Below are 16250 nucleotides of genomic sequence, written 5' to 3'. Positions count from 1 at the left end.
GTGTGAGGGAGAATTCCATGAGAATTCAGGCGAAGTTTTTGCTGCTCATATCCGTCATGCTCGTTCTGGTCAGCGGCCCGGCCCAGGCGGCTTCGCCCTCACCCGAAGAAACCGCGGAATTCTATTATCGCGCCTGGCTGAACTTTGATCGCGCCAGCATGGTTCGCCTGAACAAGGAATGGGGAGCTTCGGGCAATGGCCCGCGCTACATCGACATGGATCTGGTTACCAATCCGGTCGCGTGGCAGCGCAAATACAAGGGCATGCACGCTCCCAAGGGAACCACAAACGAGCAGTCCGACCAGTTCGCACGGCTCTGGGTGGCGAGCACGGAGCGGGTGCGTTGTGAGGCCGAGCCTGCGCGTATCGGTTCCCAATCGCCCTCGGGCCTCTTTATAGCGCGGATAAAGATGAACTGCTCCCTGCCGGATGTCGGGCCTGCGTTCCAGCGGCTGAAGGCCAACGCAAATGCGGACGATATTGGCGATAAAACCCGCATGCCTTCCGCGAAACTCATGAAGCAGATGGTCGGGGCCACGAAGGCGGCTCCACTCACCTACAAGGTCACGACGGAAATGCAGCTCTTCAGTGGGCCGGATAAAGGCATCTGGCGGGTGGGGTCAGCCGAAGTCCAGCCACAGACGGGCGCTGACCGCGTCTCTTCTGTCTTTCTCTCGCAGATGCTTCAGTCCGGCCTTTTACGATAGGGGCGTCATGCCTCTATCCACGGGCTTTTTCGGCTGTCCCGGACCGGATTAGCGCAGGGTAGAATTAGGCAGCCTCAGCCAAGAAATTTAGTCATTTCAATCGAAGTTATTCGATCATAACCGGCATGGGCATTTTCAGCGGTCCTGACGAAACCCCAGGCGGCGAATTTGGCATGATTGGCACCAAGTTCGATGCGTGTTTCCAAGCGTAGCGTCGGCAGTGCCAATTCGCCGGCCAATGCTTCAGCTCTTTCAAGCAGCATCCTGCCGATGCCCTTTCCCTGCGCTTTCGGGGAAACGCAAAGCTTGCCGACATAAAGACAGGCCGGCGGCTCCGACCGGCAAAACAGGCAGCCCAGCAGCTCATCACCATCAAGCGCCACGAAAGCAATCTCCGCCCTCGCTTTTTCGGCAAGATTCTCCAGTGTCAGACGATCGGCCGAGGATGGCGGGTCGATGACGCCATCCATATAGGCAAAGGACGCCATGATGAGCGCCAGCAATTCCTGCCAGCGATCGAATTCTTCCCCAACCCTTGCGATCTCGATCATGGTTTCTTTCCGGCCGGCCGGCGCTTGTAACGCACGGTTTCAAAACGGGCCGACAGCGCGTCATAGAGCAGCAGGCGACCGATCAGCGGCTCACCGGCACCGGTGATCACCTTGATCGCCTCCATGGCCATGAGGGTGCCGATAACCCCGGTCAGCGCGCCGACGATGCCCGTTTCCGCGCAATTGGGAATGAGGCCCGGCGGCGGCGGTTCCGGAAACAGATCGCGGTAACCCGGCAACAGAGTGCCTTCCGCATTGGTCTCATAGGGCTTCAGCACCGTAACCGACCCGTCGAAACGACCGACCGCGCCCGTCACCAGCGGCCTTTTCGCAGCTTCCGCCGCATCGGCGGCGGCATAACGCGTATCAAAATTGTCCGAGCCGTCGATCAGGAGATCGAAGGATGACAGGTGGTCATGCGCCCAGACCTGCGAAAAGCGATCCTCATAAGCCAGCGTGCGGACTTGCGGATTCAGCCGGGCGATGGCCTTGCGGGCGCTTTGCGTTTTCAGCTCACCGATCGTGCCGGTATCGTGGATCACCTGCCGCTGGAGGTTGGACAGGGAGACCACATCGTCGTCGATCATGCCGAGCGTGCCGACACCCGCGGCGGCAAGATAATGAAGGACGGGCGCTCCGAGCCCACCTGCTCCAATGACCAGCACGCGCGCTGCCTTCAGCCGCTGCTGACCGGCACCGCCGATTTCGGGCAACAGGATGTGGCGTTTGTAGCGTTCGATTTCTTCCGGGCTCAGCGGGTCCATGTCGTCCTCCATCTCTTAGCCGTCATACTGTGACGCTCCCGTGGGAAACATTGAAGAACTGCGCCCGCTCACCAAGGGCGGAGAACATGGCCGCATCCGTTCCGGTCATGAAACTCTGGCCGCCGAGCGCGTGGATGAGATCGAACAAAGCGGCCCGCCTGCCCTCGTCCAGATGGGCGGCGATTTCGTCCAGGAGCAGAATGGGCGCATGTCCGGTCATATTCGCGGTCAGCTGCGCATGGGCAAGCACCAGCCCGACAAGAAGCGCCTTCTGCTCCCCCGTTGAACAGCGTTCGGCTTCCATATTCTTTTCCGCATGGCGCACGAAGAGATCGACGCGATGCGGGCCGTCCAACGTGCGGCCTGCCGCCGCGTCCCGATACCGGCCCTCCCGCAGCATTAGACCATATTCGTCTTCCAGATCGACGGCCGGCCGATGAAGCCCGTCATCCATGAAGCCGGAGAGCGAAAGCGCCGCAGAGGGGAAAGCTGCGTTGCCGGCCCGGCCCTCAATCAGGGTCTTCAACAGGCCAAGCATTTCATAACGGGCAACCGCCATGGAAATGCCGAGTTCGGCCATCTGTTTTTCGATGCCGTCCAGCCAGACCGGATCAAAACGGCCTTCCGACAGCAGGCGATTGCGGCCGCGCATGGCCTTTTCGAAATCGCTTGCCCGCCTGCCATGGGCGGGATCGAGCGACAGCACCAGCCGGTCGAGAAAACGCCGGCGGTCCGATGACGAGCCGGTGAAGAGGCCGTCCATGGCGGGCGTCAGCCACAGCACGCGCAGATGATCGGTCAGTTCGTCGACGGATTTTACCGATGTGCCGTTCAGCCGCAAGCGACGCGACACCACGTCGCCATCACCTTCAATCCCGGTGCCGATGGCCACTTCGCCATCCATGCCTTCGACATCGGCGAAGATCGAGAACCCGGCGTCCGCGCCGACGCGGGTAACATCGGACAAGGTGGCCCGGCGAAGGCCCCTGCCGGGTGAAAGAAACGAGACGGCCTCCAGCAGATTGGTCTTGCCTGAGCCATTATCGCCGGTCAGCACAACATGGCGATCATCAAGTGTGAGCGACGCCGCCGTATAGTTGCGGAAGTCCGTGAGTTTCAGCCGTAAAAGCGACACCTTGTTCGTCATCTGTACGGCCTAAAACGAACATGGCCGGATGGCAAGCAGGGGAATGTCCATCCGCGTCGAAGACCGTCACAGCAAGGCAATTCATTCTCCAGTAGCAACTTTTCGGACGGCCGGTTATTTATGAGCCGTTCCTTATCATCGGTAGCCCATTCATGCGCCTGATCTTTTCGCTGCTTCTCACTCTCGGTCTTCTTTCATCCTGTGCGGGCAGGCCGGGGGCGGACGTGCTGCAGGCCGTAAACACCAAGGCTCACGGCACGAAAATCGTGACGGCCTATGTGGTGAGCACGCGGGAGAAAAACACCGACGCGAAAAAGGGGTTTGGCACGGAGCGGGCAATGGAGCCGAATTATGCAAGCTTCGACATTTCTATTCCTCCTACTCATAAAAGTGGAAAAATCGAGTGGGCCAGCGGCAAGCCGGATCCGAACAAGGATTTTGTCGTTACCCGCGCCGATATGCTGACGAAGCCGAGCTTCAATGCCGATCTTGGCGACGTCGCCCGGTCCGGCAAGCAGATCGCGCTTTTTGTGCATGGTTATAATTACAGCTATCAGGAAGCCCTGTTCCGCGCCGCGCAAATGGCTGCCGATGCCAAGATGGATGGCGTGCCGCTGGTGTTCTCCTGGCCATCGCAGGCCAACGTCACCGGTTACGTGGCCGACAAGGAATCGGCGACCTTCTCGCGTGATGCGCTGGCGGGTGTGCTGATCGACCTTACCCGGCAGACCCCGCGAAAAAGCGTTGTTGTGTTTGGCCACAGCATGGGTGGCTGGCTGGTCATGGAGGCGCTGCGACAGTTGCGCTTGCAGGGCAGGAACGACGTGCTCGCCAAGCTGCAGGTGGTGCTGGCAGCACCTGACATCGACGCCGATGTGTTTCGCAAACAGATCGAGGTGGTCGGCCGGCTCAACCCGCCGCTCACCGTTCTCGTCTCCAAGGACGACCGCGCCCTGAAGGCATCCTCCATTTTGGGCGCGGATGTTACCCGCATCGGCGCGCTGGATGTGACCGACCCACAGGTACAGGAAGCCGCCCTGAAGGAGGGCGTACAGTTCATCGACATTTCCAATCTGGAGGCGTCGGACCCGCTCAATCACGACCGCTATGCCGCGCTGGCGTCAATGGTGCCGCAGCTGGAATCCAGCAGGCGCGGGGGCGATATCAACAGTGCGGGTGCCTTCGTTTTCGATGCGATCGGCGCAACCGTGTCCAGCCCCTTCCGCCTTGCAAGCCAGGTGGTGAACCCGCAGTAGCTTCTGCGGGTTCTTCCCGGCCTCTGGTTTCAGAAATCCCAGTCTTCGTCTTCGGTGGCAACAGCCTTGCCGATGACATAGGACGAGCCGGAACCGGAGAAGAAGTCGTGGTTTTCATCGGCATTGGGTGAGAGTGCCGAGAGGATCGCCGGGTTGACCCGGCAGGCCTCGGCCGGAAACAGCGCTTCGTAACCCAGATTCATCAAGGCCTTGTTGGCATTGTAATGCAGGAACTGCTTGACGTCCTCGGTCAGACCGACGCCGTCATAGAGGTCTTCGGTATATTTCGCTTCGTTGTCGTAAAGCTCGAGCAAGAAATCGAAGGCGAAGTCCTTGATCTCCTGTCTTTGTGCCTCGCCCAGACGATCCAGCGCCCGCTGGAACTTGTAGCCGATATAATAGCCGTGCACGGCCTCGTCGCGGATGATCAGACGGATCAGATCCGCCGTGTTGGTGAGCTTGGCGCGGCTTGACCAGAACATCGGCAGGTAGAAGCCGGAATAGAACAGGAAGCTTTCCAGAAACACGCTGGCGATCTTCTTTTTCAGCGGATCACCGCTGTCATATTCCCGCATGATGAGCGCGGATTTGCGTTGCAGGAACTCGTTTTCCTCCGACCAACGATAGGCATCATCGACGTCAGGCGTGGAGCAAAGCGTCGAGAAAATCGAAGAGTAAGAGCGAGCGTGCACGGCCTCCATGAAGGAGATGTTGGAAAGCACCGCCTCCTCATGCGGTGTTGCCGAATCCGCCATCAGCCGCACGGCGCCGACACCGTTCTGGATGGTGTCGAGCAAGGTCAGCCCGGTGAAGACACGGATCGTCAGCTTCTGCTCTTCCGGTTTCAACGTTCCCCATGAGGGAATGTCGTTGGAAAGCGGCACTTTTTCCGGAAGCCAGAAATTCGAGGTCAGGCGGTTCCAGACTTCAAGATCCTTGTCATCCTCAATGCGGTTCCAGTTGACCGCGCGAATGCGGGACGCGGGTTTTACGAAAATGTTCATTGTTTAGTCCCTCAATTCAGAGCGTGCAGGAGACGCAGCCCTGAACCTGCGTGCCTTCCAGCGCCATCTGGCGCAAACGGATGTAATAGATGGTCTTGATGCCCTTCTTCCAGGCGTAGATCTGCGCCCGGTTGATATCGCGTGTCGTCGCCGTATCGCGGAAGAACAGCGTCAGCGACAGGCCCTGATCGACATGCTGGGTGGCTGCCGCATAGGTATCGATGATCTTGTCAGGACCGATCTCGTAGGCGTCCTGATAATATTCGAGATTGTCGTTCGAGAGGTAGGAAGCCGGGTAATAAACGCGGCCAATCTTGCCCTCTTTACGGATTTCAATCTTCGAGACGATCGGATGAATGGAAGAGGTGGAGTGGTTGATATAGGAGATCGAGCCAGTAGGCGGTACGGCCTGAAGGTTTTGGTTATAAAGACCGGATGCCATCACATCCTGCTTCAACGCCGTCCAGTCCTCCTGCGTCGGAATGGCAATGCCGGCTTTTTCGAACAGCTCTCGGACCTTTTCCGTCGCAGGCAGCCATTCCCGGTCGGTATATTTGTCGAAATAGTCGCCGGAGGCATATTTTGAATTTTCAAAGCCCTTGAAGCTTTCGCCCCTTTCCGCAGCAATACGATTGCTGGCGCGGATGGCGTGATAGGTCACGGTGTAGAAATAGATATTGGTGAAATCGACGCCCTCTTCGGAACCATAAAAGATGCGTTCGCGTGCCAGATAACCGTGCAGGTTCATCTGGCCCAGCCCGATGGCGTGGCTGGCGTCATTGCCCTTTTCCACCGAGGGGACGGAGGAAATGTGGCTCATGTCCGATACTGCCGTCAGCGCCCGGATGGAGGTCTCGATCGTCTTGCCGAAATCGGCCGAATCCATCGCCGAGGCTATGTTGAGCGAGCCAAGATTGCAGGAAATATCCTTGCCCATATGGCTGTAGGAAAGATCGGCATTGAACTCGCTCGCCTCGCTGACCTGCAGGATTTCCGAGCAGAGATTGCTCATGCTGATGCGGCCGGCGATCGGATTGGCGCGGTTCACCGTATCTTCGAACATGATGTAGGGATAACCGCTCTCGAACTGGATTTCGGCGATCACCTGGAAGAATTCGCGCGCCTTGATCTTCTTCTTGCGGATGCGACTATCCGCGACCATCTCATGATATTTTTCGCTGACCGAAATCTCGGTCAACGGCACGCCGTAAACCCGCTCCACATCATAGGGCGAGAACAGGTACATATCCTCGTTGTTGCGGGCGAGTTCGAAGGTGATGTCAGGGATTACCACGCCGAGCGACAGGGTCTTGATACGGATTTTTTCGTCGGCGTTTTCGCGCTTGGTATCGAGGAAACGCATGATATCCGGGTGGTGGGCATGCAGATAGACCGCGCCCGCACCCTGACGCGCACCAAGCTGGTTGGCATAGGAAAAGCTGTCTTCCAATAGCTTCATGACGGGAATGACGCCGGAAGACTGGTTTTCGATCTGCTTGATCGGCGCTCCGAACTCGCGAATATTGGTCAGGGACAGCGCCACGCCGCCACCGCGCTTGGAAAGCTGCAGGGCCGAATTGATGGAGCGGCCGATGCTTTCCATATTGTCTTCCACGCGCAGCAGAAAACACGAAACCAGTTCGCCACGGCTTTTTTTGCCGGCGTTCAGGAAAGTGGGGGTCGCCGGCTGGAAGCGGCCGGAAATGATCTCGTCCATCAGATCGCGGGCAAGCTGTTCGTCGCCGCGCGCCAGAGCCAGCGCCACCATGCAGACGCGGTCCTCGTAGCGCTCTAGATAACGCTTTCCGTCGAAGGTCTTGAGCGTATAGGAGGTGTAATATTTGAACGCCCCGAGAAAAGTCGGAAAGCGGAATTTCCGGGTATAGGCCTCGTCGTATAGATCGCGGACGAAATTGAAGGAATACTGATCCAGCACCTCCTGTTCGTAATATCCCTCCGTCACCAGATAATCGATCTTTTCCCGTAGGTTATGAAAGAAGACGGTATTCTGGTTGACGTGCTGGAGGAAGTATTGTTTGGCCGCAAGGCGATCCTTGTCGAGCTGGATCTTTCCGTTCTCGTCATAGAGGTTCAGCATCGCGTTCAGCGCGTGGTAGTCCAGGCCCGCATCCAGCGGTTTCTGGGTTATGGCTGCCGGCTGTTTGGCGTCCTTGTTGAGCGCGGCGCTCGAGGTCAGCGTGTCCAAAATCGTTCCAATCCATGTTTGACGTTGGCGACATCTTCCTCCGTGCCGAGAAGCTCGAAACGGTAGAGAAACGGCACGGCGCATTTGCGCGCGACGATATCTCCGGCGGATGCGAAGGCTGCGCCAAAATTCGTATTTCCCGCCGCGATGACGCCGCGAATGAGATTTCGGTTGGAGGGCTCGTTCAAAAACCGGATGACCGGCTTCGGCACGGCCCCTTTGGTGCCGCCGCCCCCATAGGTGGGGGTGACCAGCACATATGGCTCAGACACATGAGGCACGTCCTCCTCGGCGCCGAGCGGCAGGCGAAACAATCGCCGCCCCAGTTTCAGAAGGAAACGATGCGTGTTTTCAGAGCGGCTGGAATAATAAACGATCAGCCCCATCACGCTGCCGCCTTAGCTGATCGCGCCGATCATATCCGGCCGGAAACCCGCCCAATGGCGTTCGCCGGCGACGACCACGGGAACCTGCATGTAACCGAGACCCCGGACATGATCGAGCGCATCCGCATCTTCGGAAATATCGACGATTTCATAGGGGACGCCGATGCGGTCCAGCGCACGATAGGTGGCGGTGCATTGGACGCAGGCGGGCTTGCTGTAAACGGTGACGGTCATAATTTCCTCTTTCGAAGCCGCTTTCACGCACGGCTCAACATTGCCGATTGCAGTCGCAATCGGCTGGCGACGGGTCTGTCATTCAGGTGAGGCGAACGGCCTGTAACTCAGCCGCAAAAAATCACTCTCTACGCCGACGAGCGCAGGAATTCAAAAAAATGCACTGGCATGACTTCACCCCGAAGCTTGTTCTGGAGGGGGCAGAAAAGGGCGAACGCAATTCATTTGCGCCATACCTTCCTTCCGGACACCCCGCCCGTGGACGTTTGCGCTCAAGGCAGGTCTCCTGACTTGCGGGTCACAACATCTATCCCGGCCTTCCCGGAGTTTTTGACTCCAGTGGCTCAAATCGGAACGATGCTCACCGCTTACAGTTGCGGGGGCAGTTTCGGCATTGCTCCACCATGATGGCGTTGCGCACCGAATTCCCGTCTTAGCTCCCAATCCTTGCGAATCGGAAGAACCTTGAACACCACATATAGTATATGAGGAAATTTTTGCGTCAATGAATAGACACACAAAAGCCCCACCCTGTGGATCAAAAAGATTCAACACATGGTCAACAAAGGCTTAACGGCAAATGCGCCTTGCCGCTGAAGGACGGAAAAGCGTTAATCTATTCCCAGATATCGATGTGAATATCAGCGGGGCGGGTGTTCTCGATCACCCTTTTGCCGTTCGGAAGATCGTTTTCAAACAGTTTGGCGTGGATCGCAGCCGCATCGAGACCGTAACCCTGCCATCTCTTCCGCAGCCTCTCTTCAAGGACTGCGACAGACGGCCCGACGAAAATGGTGAGGTCGAAGCTCTCGGAAAGCCTCGTCCACGGCGCCTCGTTCAGTAGCAGATAATTGCCTTCAGCCAGGATGAAGCGTGTCTCAGGTACGATAGCGCGGGCGGACGCAATGGCGATTTCCCGGGAGCGGTCAAAAACCGGAACAAGCACCTCCTGCCCGCCCTTGCGGACGGCGGAGACGATATCGAGGAAGCCACGCACATCGAAGGTTTCGGGCGCGCCCTTGCGCGACAGCAGCCCTCGCTCTTCAAGGATGCCGTTGTCCATATGGAAGCCATCCATGGGCAGCACGGCGGCCGTTTCGCCCCGCGCCAGCAAAGCATCACAAAGCGCATCCGCCAGCGTGGATTTGCCGGCCCCAGGGGGACCGGCAATGGCAATGATAAAACGGAATTTACCGTCTGCCCGCCGAAGAACGTCTTCGGCGATCGTCTCAAGCTTCAGCGTCATGCGGCAAGCGTTTCCTTCGGCGCTTCCTTTGCACCGGTCATGAAAGCGACGGCGTCGGACATGGAATAGTCCTTCGGATTGATGACGCACAGGCGCTTGCCCAGCCGGTGAATGTGGATGCGGTCCGCAACCTCGAACACATGCGGCATGTTGTGTGAGATAAGCACGATCGGCATCCCTCGCGAGCGCACATCGAGAATGAGTTCAAGAACGCGGCGGCTCTCCTTGACACCAAGTGCGGCCGTTGGTTCGTCGAGGATGACGACCTTGGAGCCGAAGGCCGCAGCACGTGCCACCGCCACACCCTGGCGCTGGCCACCGGAGAGGGTTTCCACGGCCTGATTGATGTTCTGGATGGTCATCAGGCCGAGTTCCGACAGTTTATCGCGGGCGAACTTCTCCATGGCCGGACGGTCCAGCGCCCGGAACAGGCTGCCCTGAATGCCGGGTTTGCGAAGTTCCCGGCCGAGAAACATATTGTCGGCTATGGAAAGCGCCGGCGACAGCGCAAGGTTCTGATAGACGGTTTCGATACCTGCCTTGCGCGCCTCGATCGGTGAGCGGAACTGCACGGTCTGGCCTTCAAGCTTTATCTCTCCCTCATCGGGCGTTACCGCACCGGAGATAGCCTTGATGAGAGAGGATTTGCCGGCGCCATTGTCACCGATCACGGCCAGAATTTCACCCGGATAGAGGTCGAAATCGGCACGGTCGAGCGCGGTCACACGACCATAGCGTTTGACGAGATTGCGTGCTGTGAGAATGGGTTCTTTTGTCATCAGCCTGCTACCTTTCTGATCCACTGGTCGATTGCGACAGCCATGATGATGAGGACGCCGATCAACAGATAGGTCCATTGTGGGTCGGTTCCGATGAGCCTGAGGCCGAGCGAAAAGACACCGACGATCAAGGCGCCAAAGATCATGCCCATGATGGAGCCGCGTCCGCCGAATAGCGATAGGCCGCCAATGACCACAGCCGTGATGGATTCGATATTGGCAAATTGACCGGCGGTCGGCGAAACCGAACCGATGCGGCCGATCAGCGCCCAGCCCGCGAAGGCACAGATGAGGCCGGACAGCGTGTAGACGGTCGTCAGCATGCGCTTGACGTTAACGCCGGCCAGTTCGGCGGCATCCGGGTCATCGCCCACCGCATAAAGATGGCGGCCCCAGGCGGTGCGGTTGAGCACATACCAGAGCAGAGCAACGAGCAGAACCATGGCGATGACGCCATAGGTGAAAACGGCGCTGCCGATACGGAGATTATAGCCGAAGAATTGCAGGATAGGTGCCTGCTGGGCGATATCCTGCGCGCGGATCGTTTCGTTTGCGGAATAGAGGAAATTCGTCGCCAGCACGATCTGCCACATACCGAGCGTGACGATGAAGGGCGGCAAACGCATGCGCGACACAAGTATGCCGTTGATAAAGCCACAAAATGCGCCGACGGCGAGACCACAGAGAATGGAAAGTTCCGCCGGCAGACCATAGCGGAAAGTAAATTGTCCCATGATCACTGAGGACAGAACCATGATCGCGCCGACCGAAAGATCGATACCTGCCGTCAGAATGACCAGTGACTGCGCTGCACCGACGATACCGACGATCGCGACCTGCTGCAGGATAAGGGTCAGCGTAAAGGCCGAGAAAAACTTGCCGCCAAGGGTAATGCCGAAGACAGTCAATGACAGAACCAGCACGATCAGCGGCACGGCCGCCGGGCTGGAATGCAGAAAGTACTGGAATTTTTCCAGAATACTTTTGTCGTGCGTATCGAAAGCAGCGACCTGTGTCGAACTATCCGACAGCACTTTTTCGAATTCATTATGCGGCTGAGCCCGCACCGGCTGCTCGCTCATGGATTTTCCTCCCGATCGCTCTATCGCATCCGCCCTGAAAACGGGTCTATCTCCAAAGAGAATGATGCGCAGATTCAAAGTGTTGTGAAGCGGGCCAATCTCGTGTCTGCGGGACGCGCGGCGCGCTCGTTTGTTCCTTTGTCCGATCCCCCGGATCGTCCCTGAAATTATTCCGGTCCAATGGCGGGGGCAAAAATGCCCCCGCGAGTTTCAACGCTAAAGCCTTAGCCCCAGCACTTGTTGAGACCTTCCTTCGTGTCGATCGAGTCGAGACCCTTGACCGGCTTGTCGGTTACCAGCGTCACGCCGGTGTCGACGAAGCTCTTGCCTTCGGTCGGCTTCGGCTTTTCGCCGGTATCGGCAAACTTCTTGACGGCTTCGACGCCGAGCGCCGCCATCAGCAGCGGATATTGCTGCGAGGTTGCACCGATCACACCTTCCGCGACGTTCTTGACGCCCGGGCAACCGCCATCGACGGAAACGATCAGAACGTCCTTCTCACGGCCAACCGCTTTCAGCGCCTCGTAAGCGCCGGCAGCCGCAGGCTCATTGATGGTGTGAACGACGTTGATGGTCGGATCCTTCTGCAGCAGGTTTTCCATGGCCGAGCGGCCACCTTCTTCGTTGCCATTAGTGACATCATGGCCAACAATGCGCGGATCGGTTTCATCACCGATCTTGTTGATGTCCTTCACGTCGATGCCAAAGCCCTTCATGAAGCCCTGGTTGCGCAGCACATCCACCGTCGGCTGGGAGGGGGTGAGGTTGAGGAACGCGATTTTCGCGTCCTTGGCCTTGTCGCCGAGGGTGCCCGCGGCCCATTTGCCGATCAGCTCACCAGCCAGAAGATTGTCGGTGGCGAAGGTGGAATCGGCGGCATCGACGGGCTCCAGAGGAGTATCGAGAGCGATCACCAGAAGGCCAGCATCACGTGCCTTCTGCACGGCCGGAACGATGCCCTTGGTGTCCGATGCGGTAATCAGGATACCCTTGGCGCCATCGGCGATGCAGGTCTCGATCGCGGCAACCTGGCTTTCGGAATCACCGTCGATCTTGCCGGCATAGGATTTCAGCGTCACGCCAAGTTCTTTCGCTTTGGCAGTCGCGCCTTCCTTCATCTTGACGAAGAAGGGATTGGTGTCGGTTTTGGTAATGAGGCAAACCGATGTGTCTGCCGCGGATGCGACGGAAGCGAAAGAAACGCCAAGCGCAAGCGCGCCCAGAAGAGCGGAAACAGTGGTCTTCATGAGATCCTCCCAATGGATATTTGAGCACCGTGACGGTTACCCGACGATCTAGTCTCCTCCGAGAACAATGATCGTTGGCCAGATGGAACCACCAAAGGAAACGTCTGTCAATAAATAAATCCGATTGAATTATTAATTCGGTATGGCATTCTAATACGCGGCAGGGAGGAATATCGCCGCCGTTGTTTACGTTGCGATAGCAAGATTGCCATAAAGCCTGCAGGTATCGGTCGTGAGGGATATAGCGGGCGGGAGGATGACATTATGAGACAATCTGTCGAGACGGCGCCGCCTGCGCCGTCCACCATTATGGATATGAGCGGCGGCGCCAACCAGATCGGGGTCCGCGCTTATAATGAGCGGCTGGTACTCTCACTCGTTCGCCGCCATGGCGGATTGTCGAAAGCCGAAATATCCAGACTTTGCGGCCTGTCGGCGCAGACAGTCTCGGTCATCATGCGTTCGTTGGAAAAAGACGGACTTCTCATTCGTGGTGAAAGGTTGCGCGGAAAAGTCGGGCAACCATCGACGCCGATGCGCCTCAATCCCGACGCCGTCTTCTCTTTCGGCGTGAAAATCGGCCGGCGTAGTGTCGATCTTGTGCTGATGGATTTTGTTGGCCGGATAAGACTGAAGCTTCGCAAGACTTACCCCTACCCCATGCCGGAATGGATATTGCCGTTCGTGATCGACGGCATAACCGAGATTGAATCGAAATTGTCCCCCGGGGAACGGCAAAAAATCACCGGAGTTGGCATTGCCGCCCCATTCGAGTTGTGGAACTGGGCCCAGGAAGTGGGCGCCCCGCAGGCCGAAATGGAACGGTGGCGGGATGTTGATATCCGCTCCAAAATTGCCGAAAGCGTCAGCTACCCGGTCTTTTTGCAGAATGATGCGACCAGTGCCTGCGGTGCAGAACTGGTTTTTGGCGCCGGCCAGAACTACGCCGATTTTCTCTATATCTTTATCGGCTCCTTCATCGGCGGCGGCGTCGTTTTGAATTCAGCGCTGTTTTCCGGAAAAACGGGTACTGCCGGTGCGATTGGCCCCCTGCCGGTACAGGGGCAGGATGGCAATACGGTTCAGCTTTTGAAAATCGCATCGATCTTCGTTCTGGAAAATATGCTCCGCGAAAAAGGTATAGATCCACGTCCCCTGTGGTTCTCACCCGACGAATGGATCGATTTCGGCGAACCGCTGGAAAGCTGGATCAACAAGACGGCCGCCGCCTTGGCGCAGGCCGTCATCGCCGCCGCCTCCATCATCGATTTTTCAAGCGTCATCATCGATGGCGGTTTTCCCGAATGGGTCAGAACGAGGATCGTCGTCGCCACCCGGCTTGCCCTCAAACACCACGATCTTCAGGGCGTCACGCTGCCGGAGATCATCGAGGGCGCGGTCGGCAGCCAGGCCCGGGCGATCGGCGGGGCAAGCCTGCCCCTGTTTTCCCGCTATCTCATCGATCAGAACGTTCTGTTCAAGGACACGACAGGCTGAGCCTTTACCCTTCACCTTACTATCCTGAAGTAACTCTTCGCGGAATTTATCTGTCAGTCACTCGCCAGCGGCGTGCTGCATGATCGCCTCCAGAAAGGCGGGGCCGTAGCGCTCCAGCTTGGTGTCCCCAACGCCGGGGATCTGTGCCATCTCCCTCGCCGAGGCCGGTTTTGCAGCTGCCAGTTCGATGAGGGTCTTGTCGTGGAAAATCACATAGGGCGGAACGTTCTGCGCGCGGGCAATTTCCATGCGCTTTACACGCAGTGCCTCAAAGAGACCACGATCGGCCTCCGGCAAAGCTGTGGAAGCGGCCTTGCGCGGCGTCTGCTGCCGGGCCGAACGCGGCGCGGATGGAATTCTCAACATCAGAGACTGCTTTTCGCGCAGGAACCGTCTTCCCTCTTCGGAAATCGACAATCCGCCATGCCCGGACAGATCCACCTCGATCAGACGCAGCGCAACCAGCTGCCGCAAGATGGCGCGCCAGGTGCGATTGTCATGCTCTTTGCCGATCCCGTAGGTAGTGATCTGATCGTGCCCGAAACGCGAGATCCGCTCATCTTCAACGCCCAGCAAGACGCGGATGACATAGGCTTGACCGAAACGTTCCCCGGTGCGGTAAATGCAGGAGAGCAGCTTTTGCGCGGCTATCGCGCCGTCAAACAGATCAGGCGGCTCCGCACAGGTATCACAATTACCACAGGGCTCGCACCGGTCACCGAAATAGGAGAGCAGCACCTGCCGACGGCAACCGGCTGTTTCCGCAAGGCCGAGCAGTGAATCAAGCTTCTGGCGCTCCATATATTTGCGCTGGTCCGCGGCATCCGATTCTTCAATGAAGCGGTTGCGCAGGGCGATGTCTTCATAGCCGTAGAGCATAAGTACGTCGGACGGCAGGCCATCACGACCGGCACGGCCGGTCTCCTGATAATAGGCCTCGATGCTGCCGGGCAGATCGATATGGACCACGAAACGCACATCCGGCTTGTCGATGCCCATGCCGAAAGCGACGGTCGCGACAATGATGACTGCCTCACCGTGCTGGAAGCGGGTCTGGTTGTTCTCGCGCGCAGCCTTATCCATGCCGGCATGATAGGGCAGCGCATCCCGCCCCTCTTCCCGCAGCCACGCAGCCGTTTCATCCACCTTGCGTTTCGACAGGCAATAAACGATGCCGCTTTCATTTTCCCGGCCGTTGAGAAAACGTTTGAGCTGGGAGCGCGGATTGTCCTTTTCCATGATCGCGTAGCGGATGTTGGGACGGTCGAACCCGGCGATGAAAGCATCTTTTTCATCAATACCCAGATGGCCGATTATCTCGGCACGGGTAGGCTCGTCCGCAGTCGCCGTCAGCGCCATGCGCGGTGTATCGGGAAAACGCTCGATCAGTGTGTCGAGCTGGCGGTAAGGCGGACGGAAATCGTGCCCCCATTGCGACAGGCAATGTGCCTCGTCGACCGCAATCAGCGACAGGTCAATGGATTGAAGCGCATCTAGAACATCCGGCTTGAGAAGGGTCTCCGGCGCAGCATAGAGAATATCGACATTGCCGGCCCGCATATCCTGCCAGAGGGCGCGGCGCTGTTCCGGAGAGAGATCGGAATTGAGCGCCTCGGCCCGCACACCGGCCTGACGCAGGGCAGCCACCTGATCGACCATCAGCGCTATGAGCGGCGATACGATCAGTCCCATTCCCGCACGGGCAAGCGCTGGAATCTGATAACAAAGCGACTTCCCGCCGCCCGTCGGCATGAGGACAAAAGCATTGTTTCCCGCCATGACATGCTGGATGATCTCGCCCTGCCGTCCACGGAATGTATCATAGCCATAGATGGTCTTGAGTATCTGCAAAGGGTCGGCGGTCACGGCGGCCTTCTTCTGAACTGAGCGGTTTGCGCATCATGGCCAAATCCAGCTTCATCGCAATGTCGAAAGCCGGAATTCACGCAGAAACACGATTGGGAATTGGACATTATGCTCACCCTGCCTCTACGGGGTTGAGTCACAATGCGCGCGCAAACGCAAAATGCCCCACGAAGGGGTTTCTTTCATAGGACTTGGAAGATTTGGTTGCGGGGGCAGGATTTGAACCTGCGGCCTTCAGGTTATGAGCCTGACGAGCTACCGGGCTGCTCCACCCCGCG

General features: G+C 57.9%; 15 protein-coding genes, 1 tRNA gene and 1 riboswitch. Of the genes, 3 read left to right on the top strand and 13 right to left on the bottom strand.

The features are described 5' to 3' along the window. Positions 1-17 precede the first annotated feature (17 nt). A complete protein-coding gene (locus JZX89_RS10905) occupies positions 18-707 on the top strand; it encodes a hypothetical protein (RefSeq protein ID WP_207134052.1) in 690 nt (229 codons plus the stop codon). Positions 708-781: 74 nt separating this feature from the next. Here the strand turns inward: JZX89_RS10905 and JZX89_RS10900 are convergent, their stop codons facing one another. From JZX89_RS10900 to recF, 3 genes are read right to left on the bottom strand one after another with little or no spacing between them, the layout of a single operon-like run. Continuing rightward, entirely contained in the window at positions 782-1258 is a 477-nt protein-coding gene (locus JZX89_RS10900; protein WP_207134051.1) for a GNAT family N-acetyltransferase, read from the bottom strand. After that, positions 1255-2022: a molybdopterin-synthase adenylyltransferase MoeB gene (locus tag JZX89_RS10895; protein WP_207134050.1), complete on the bottom strand. Its 768-nt coding sequence runs from the start codon at positions 2020-2022 to the stop codon at positions 1255-1257. Before JZX89_RS10895 ends, JZX89_RS10900 begins: the two co-directional genes overlap by 4 nt. Before the next feature lie 22 nt (positions 2023-2044). Continuing rightward, on the bottom strand, positions 2045-3169 hold the full coding sequence (gene recF, locus JZX89_RS10890; RefSeq protein WP_153515346.1) for a DNA replication/repair protein RecF: 1125 nt from the start codon (positions 3167-3169) through the stop codon (positions 2045-2047). Between the two features lie 152 nt (positions 3170-3321). Between recF and JZX89_RS10885 the strand changes: the two genes are divergently transcribed. After that, positions 3322-4425: an alpha/beta hydrolase gene (locus JZX89_RS10885; protein WP_153515347.1), complete on the top strand. Its 1104-nt coding sequence runs from the start codon at positions 3322-3324 to the stop codon at positions 4423-4425. A 29-nt stretch (positions 4426-4454) separates the two neighbouring features. On the opposite strand, the gene nrdF is transcribed toward JZX89_RS10885, so the two are convergent. From nrdF to JZX89_RS10845, 8 genes are all read right to left on the bottom strand, one after another. Continuing rightward, a complete protein-coding gene (gene nrdF / locus JZX89_RS10880) occupies positions 4455-5429 on the bottom strand; it encodes a class 1b ribonucleoside-diphosphate reductase subunit beta (protein WP_207134049.1) in 975 nt (324 codons plus the stop codon). 16 nt (positions 5430-5445) lie between these two features. Then, positions 5446-7635: a class 1b ribonucleoside-diphosphate reductase subunit alpha gene (gene nrdE, locus JZX89_RS10875; protein WP_153515349.1), complete on the bottom strand. Its 2190-nt coding sequence runs from the start codon at positions 7633-7635 to the stop codon at positions 5446-5448. After that, positions 7623-8021, bottom strand: coding sequence for a class Ib ribonucleoside-diphosphate reductase assembly flavoprotein NrdI (nrdI, locus tag JZX89_RS10870; protein WP_153515350.1), 399 nt, complete (start codon positions 8019-8021; stop codon positions 7623-7625). The genes nrdE and nrdI overlap by 13 nt, the downstream gene beginning before the upstream one ends. Positions 8022-8033: 12 nt before the next feature. After that, entirely contained in the window at positions 8034-8255 is a 222-nt protein-coding gene (gene nrdH / locus JZX89_RS10865) for a glutaredoxin-like protein NrdH (protein WP_046799096.1), read from the bottom strand. A 259-nt stretch (positions 8256-8514) separates the two neighbouring features. Then, positions 8515-8738: riboswitch (cobalamin riboswitch) on the bottom strand. 133 nt (positions 8739-8871) lie between these two features. Continuing rightward, positions 8872-9501, bottom strand: a complete 630-nt coding sequence (locus JZX89_RS10860; protein WP_153515351.1) for a nucleoside triphosphate hydrolase — start codon at positions 9499-9501, stop codon at positions 8872-8874. Next, entirely contained in the window at positions 9498-10280 is a 783-nt protein-coding gene (locus tag JZX89_RS10855; protein WP_149898169.1) for an ATP-binding cassette domain-containing protein, read from the bottom strand. The genes JZX89_RS10860 and JZX89_RS10855 overlap by 4 nt, the downstream gene beginning before the upstream one ends. Continuing rightward, complete coding sequence (locus tag JZX89_RS10850; protein ID WP_149898168.1) at positions 10280-11362, bottom strand: ABC transporter permease; 1083 nt, start codon at positions 11360-11362, stop codon at positions 10280-10282. The genes JZX89_RS10855 and JZX89_RS10850 overlap by 1 nt, the downstream gene beginning before the upstream one ends. A gap of 224 nt (positions 11363-11586) precedes the next feature. Next, positions 11587-12609, bottom strand: a complete 1023-nt coding sequence (locus JZX89_RS10845; RefSeq protein ID WP_142840711.1) for a sugar ABC transporter substrate-binding protein — start codon at positions 12607-12609, stop codon at positions 11587-11589. 264 nt (positions 12610-12873) lie between these two features. Between JZX89_RS10845 and JZX89_RS10840 the strand changes: the two genes are divergently transcribed. Continuing rightward, positions 12874-14106: an ROK family transcriptional regulator gene (locus JZX89_RS10840; RefSeq protein WP_207134048.1), complete on the top strand. Its 1233-nt coding sequence runs from the start codon at positions 12874-12876 to the stop codon at positions 14104-14106. Between the two features lie 57 nt (positions 14107-14163). Here the strand turns inward: JZX89_RS10840 and recQ are convergent, their stop codons facing one another. Continuing rightward, the gene (recQ, locus tag JZX89_RS10835; protein ID WP_207134047.1) at positions 14164-15972 is read right to left on the bottom strand and encodes a DNA helicase RecQ; all 1809 of its coding nucleotides are present in this window, start codon (positions 15970-15972) and stop codon (positions 14164-14166) included. A gap of 201 nt (positions 15973-16173) precedes the next feature. After that, a tRNA-Met gene (locus JZX89_RS10830) sits at positions 16174-16250 on the bottom strand.

Origin of the sequence: Agrobacterium burrii, assembly GCF_017313405.1 — a bacterium.
Lineage (GTDB): Bacteria > Pseudomonadota > Alphaproteobacteria > Rhizobiales > Rhizobiaceae > Agrobacterium > Agrobacterium burrii.
This window is presented reverse-complemented; position numbering and strand designations above follow the sequence as displayed.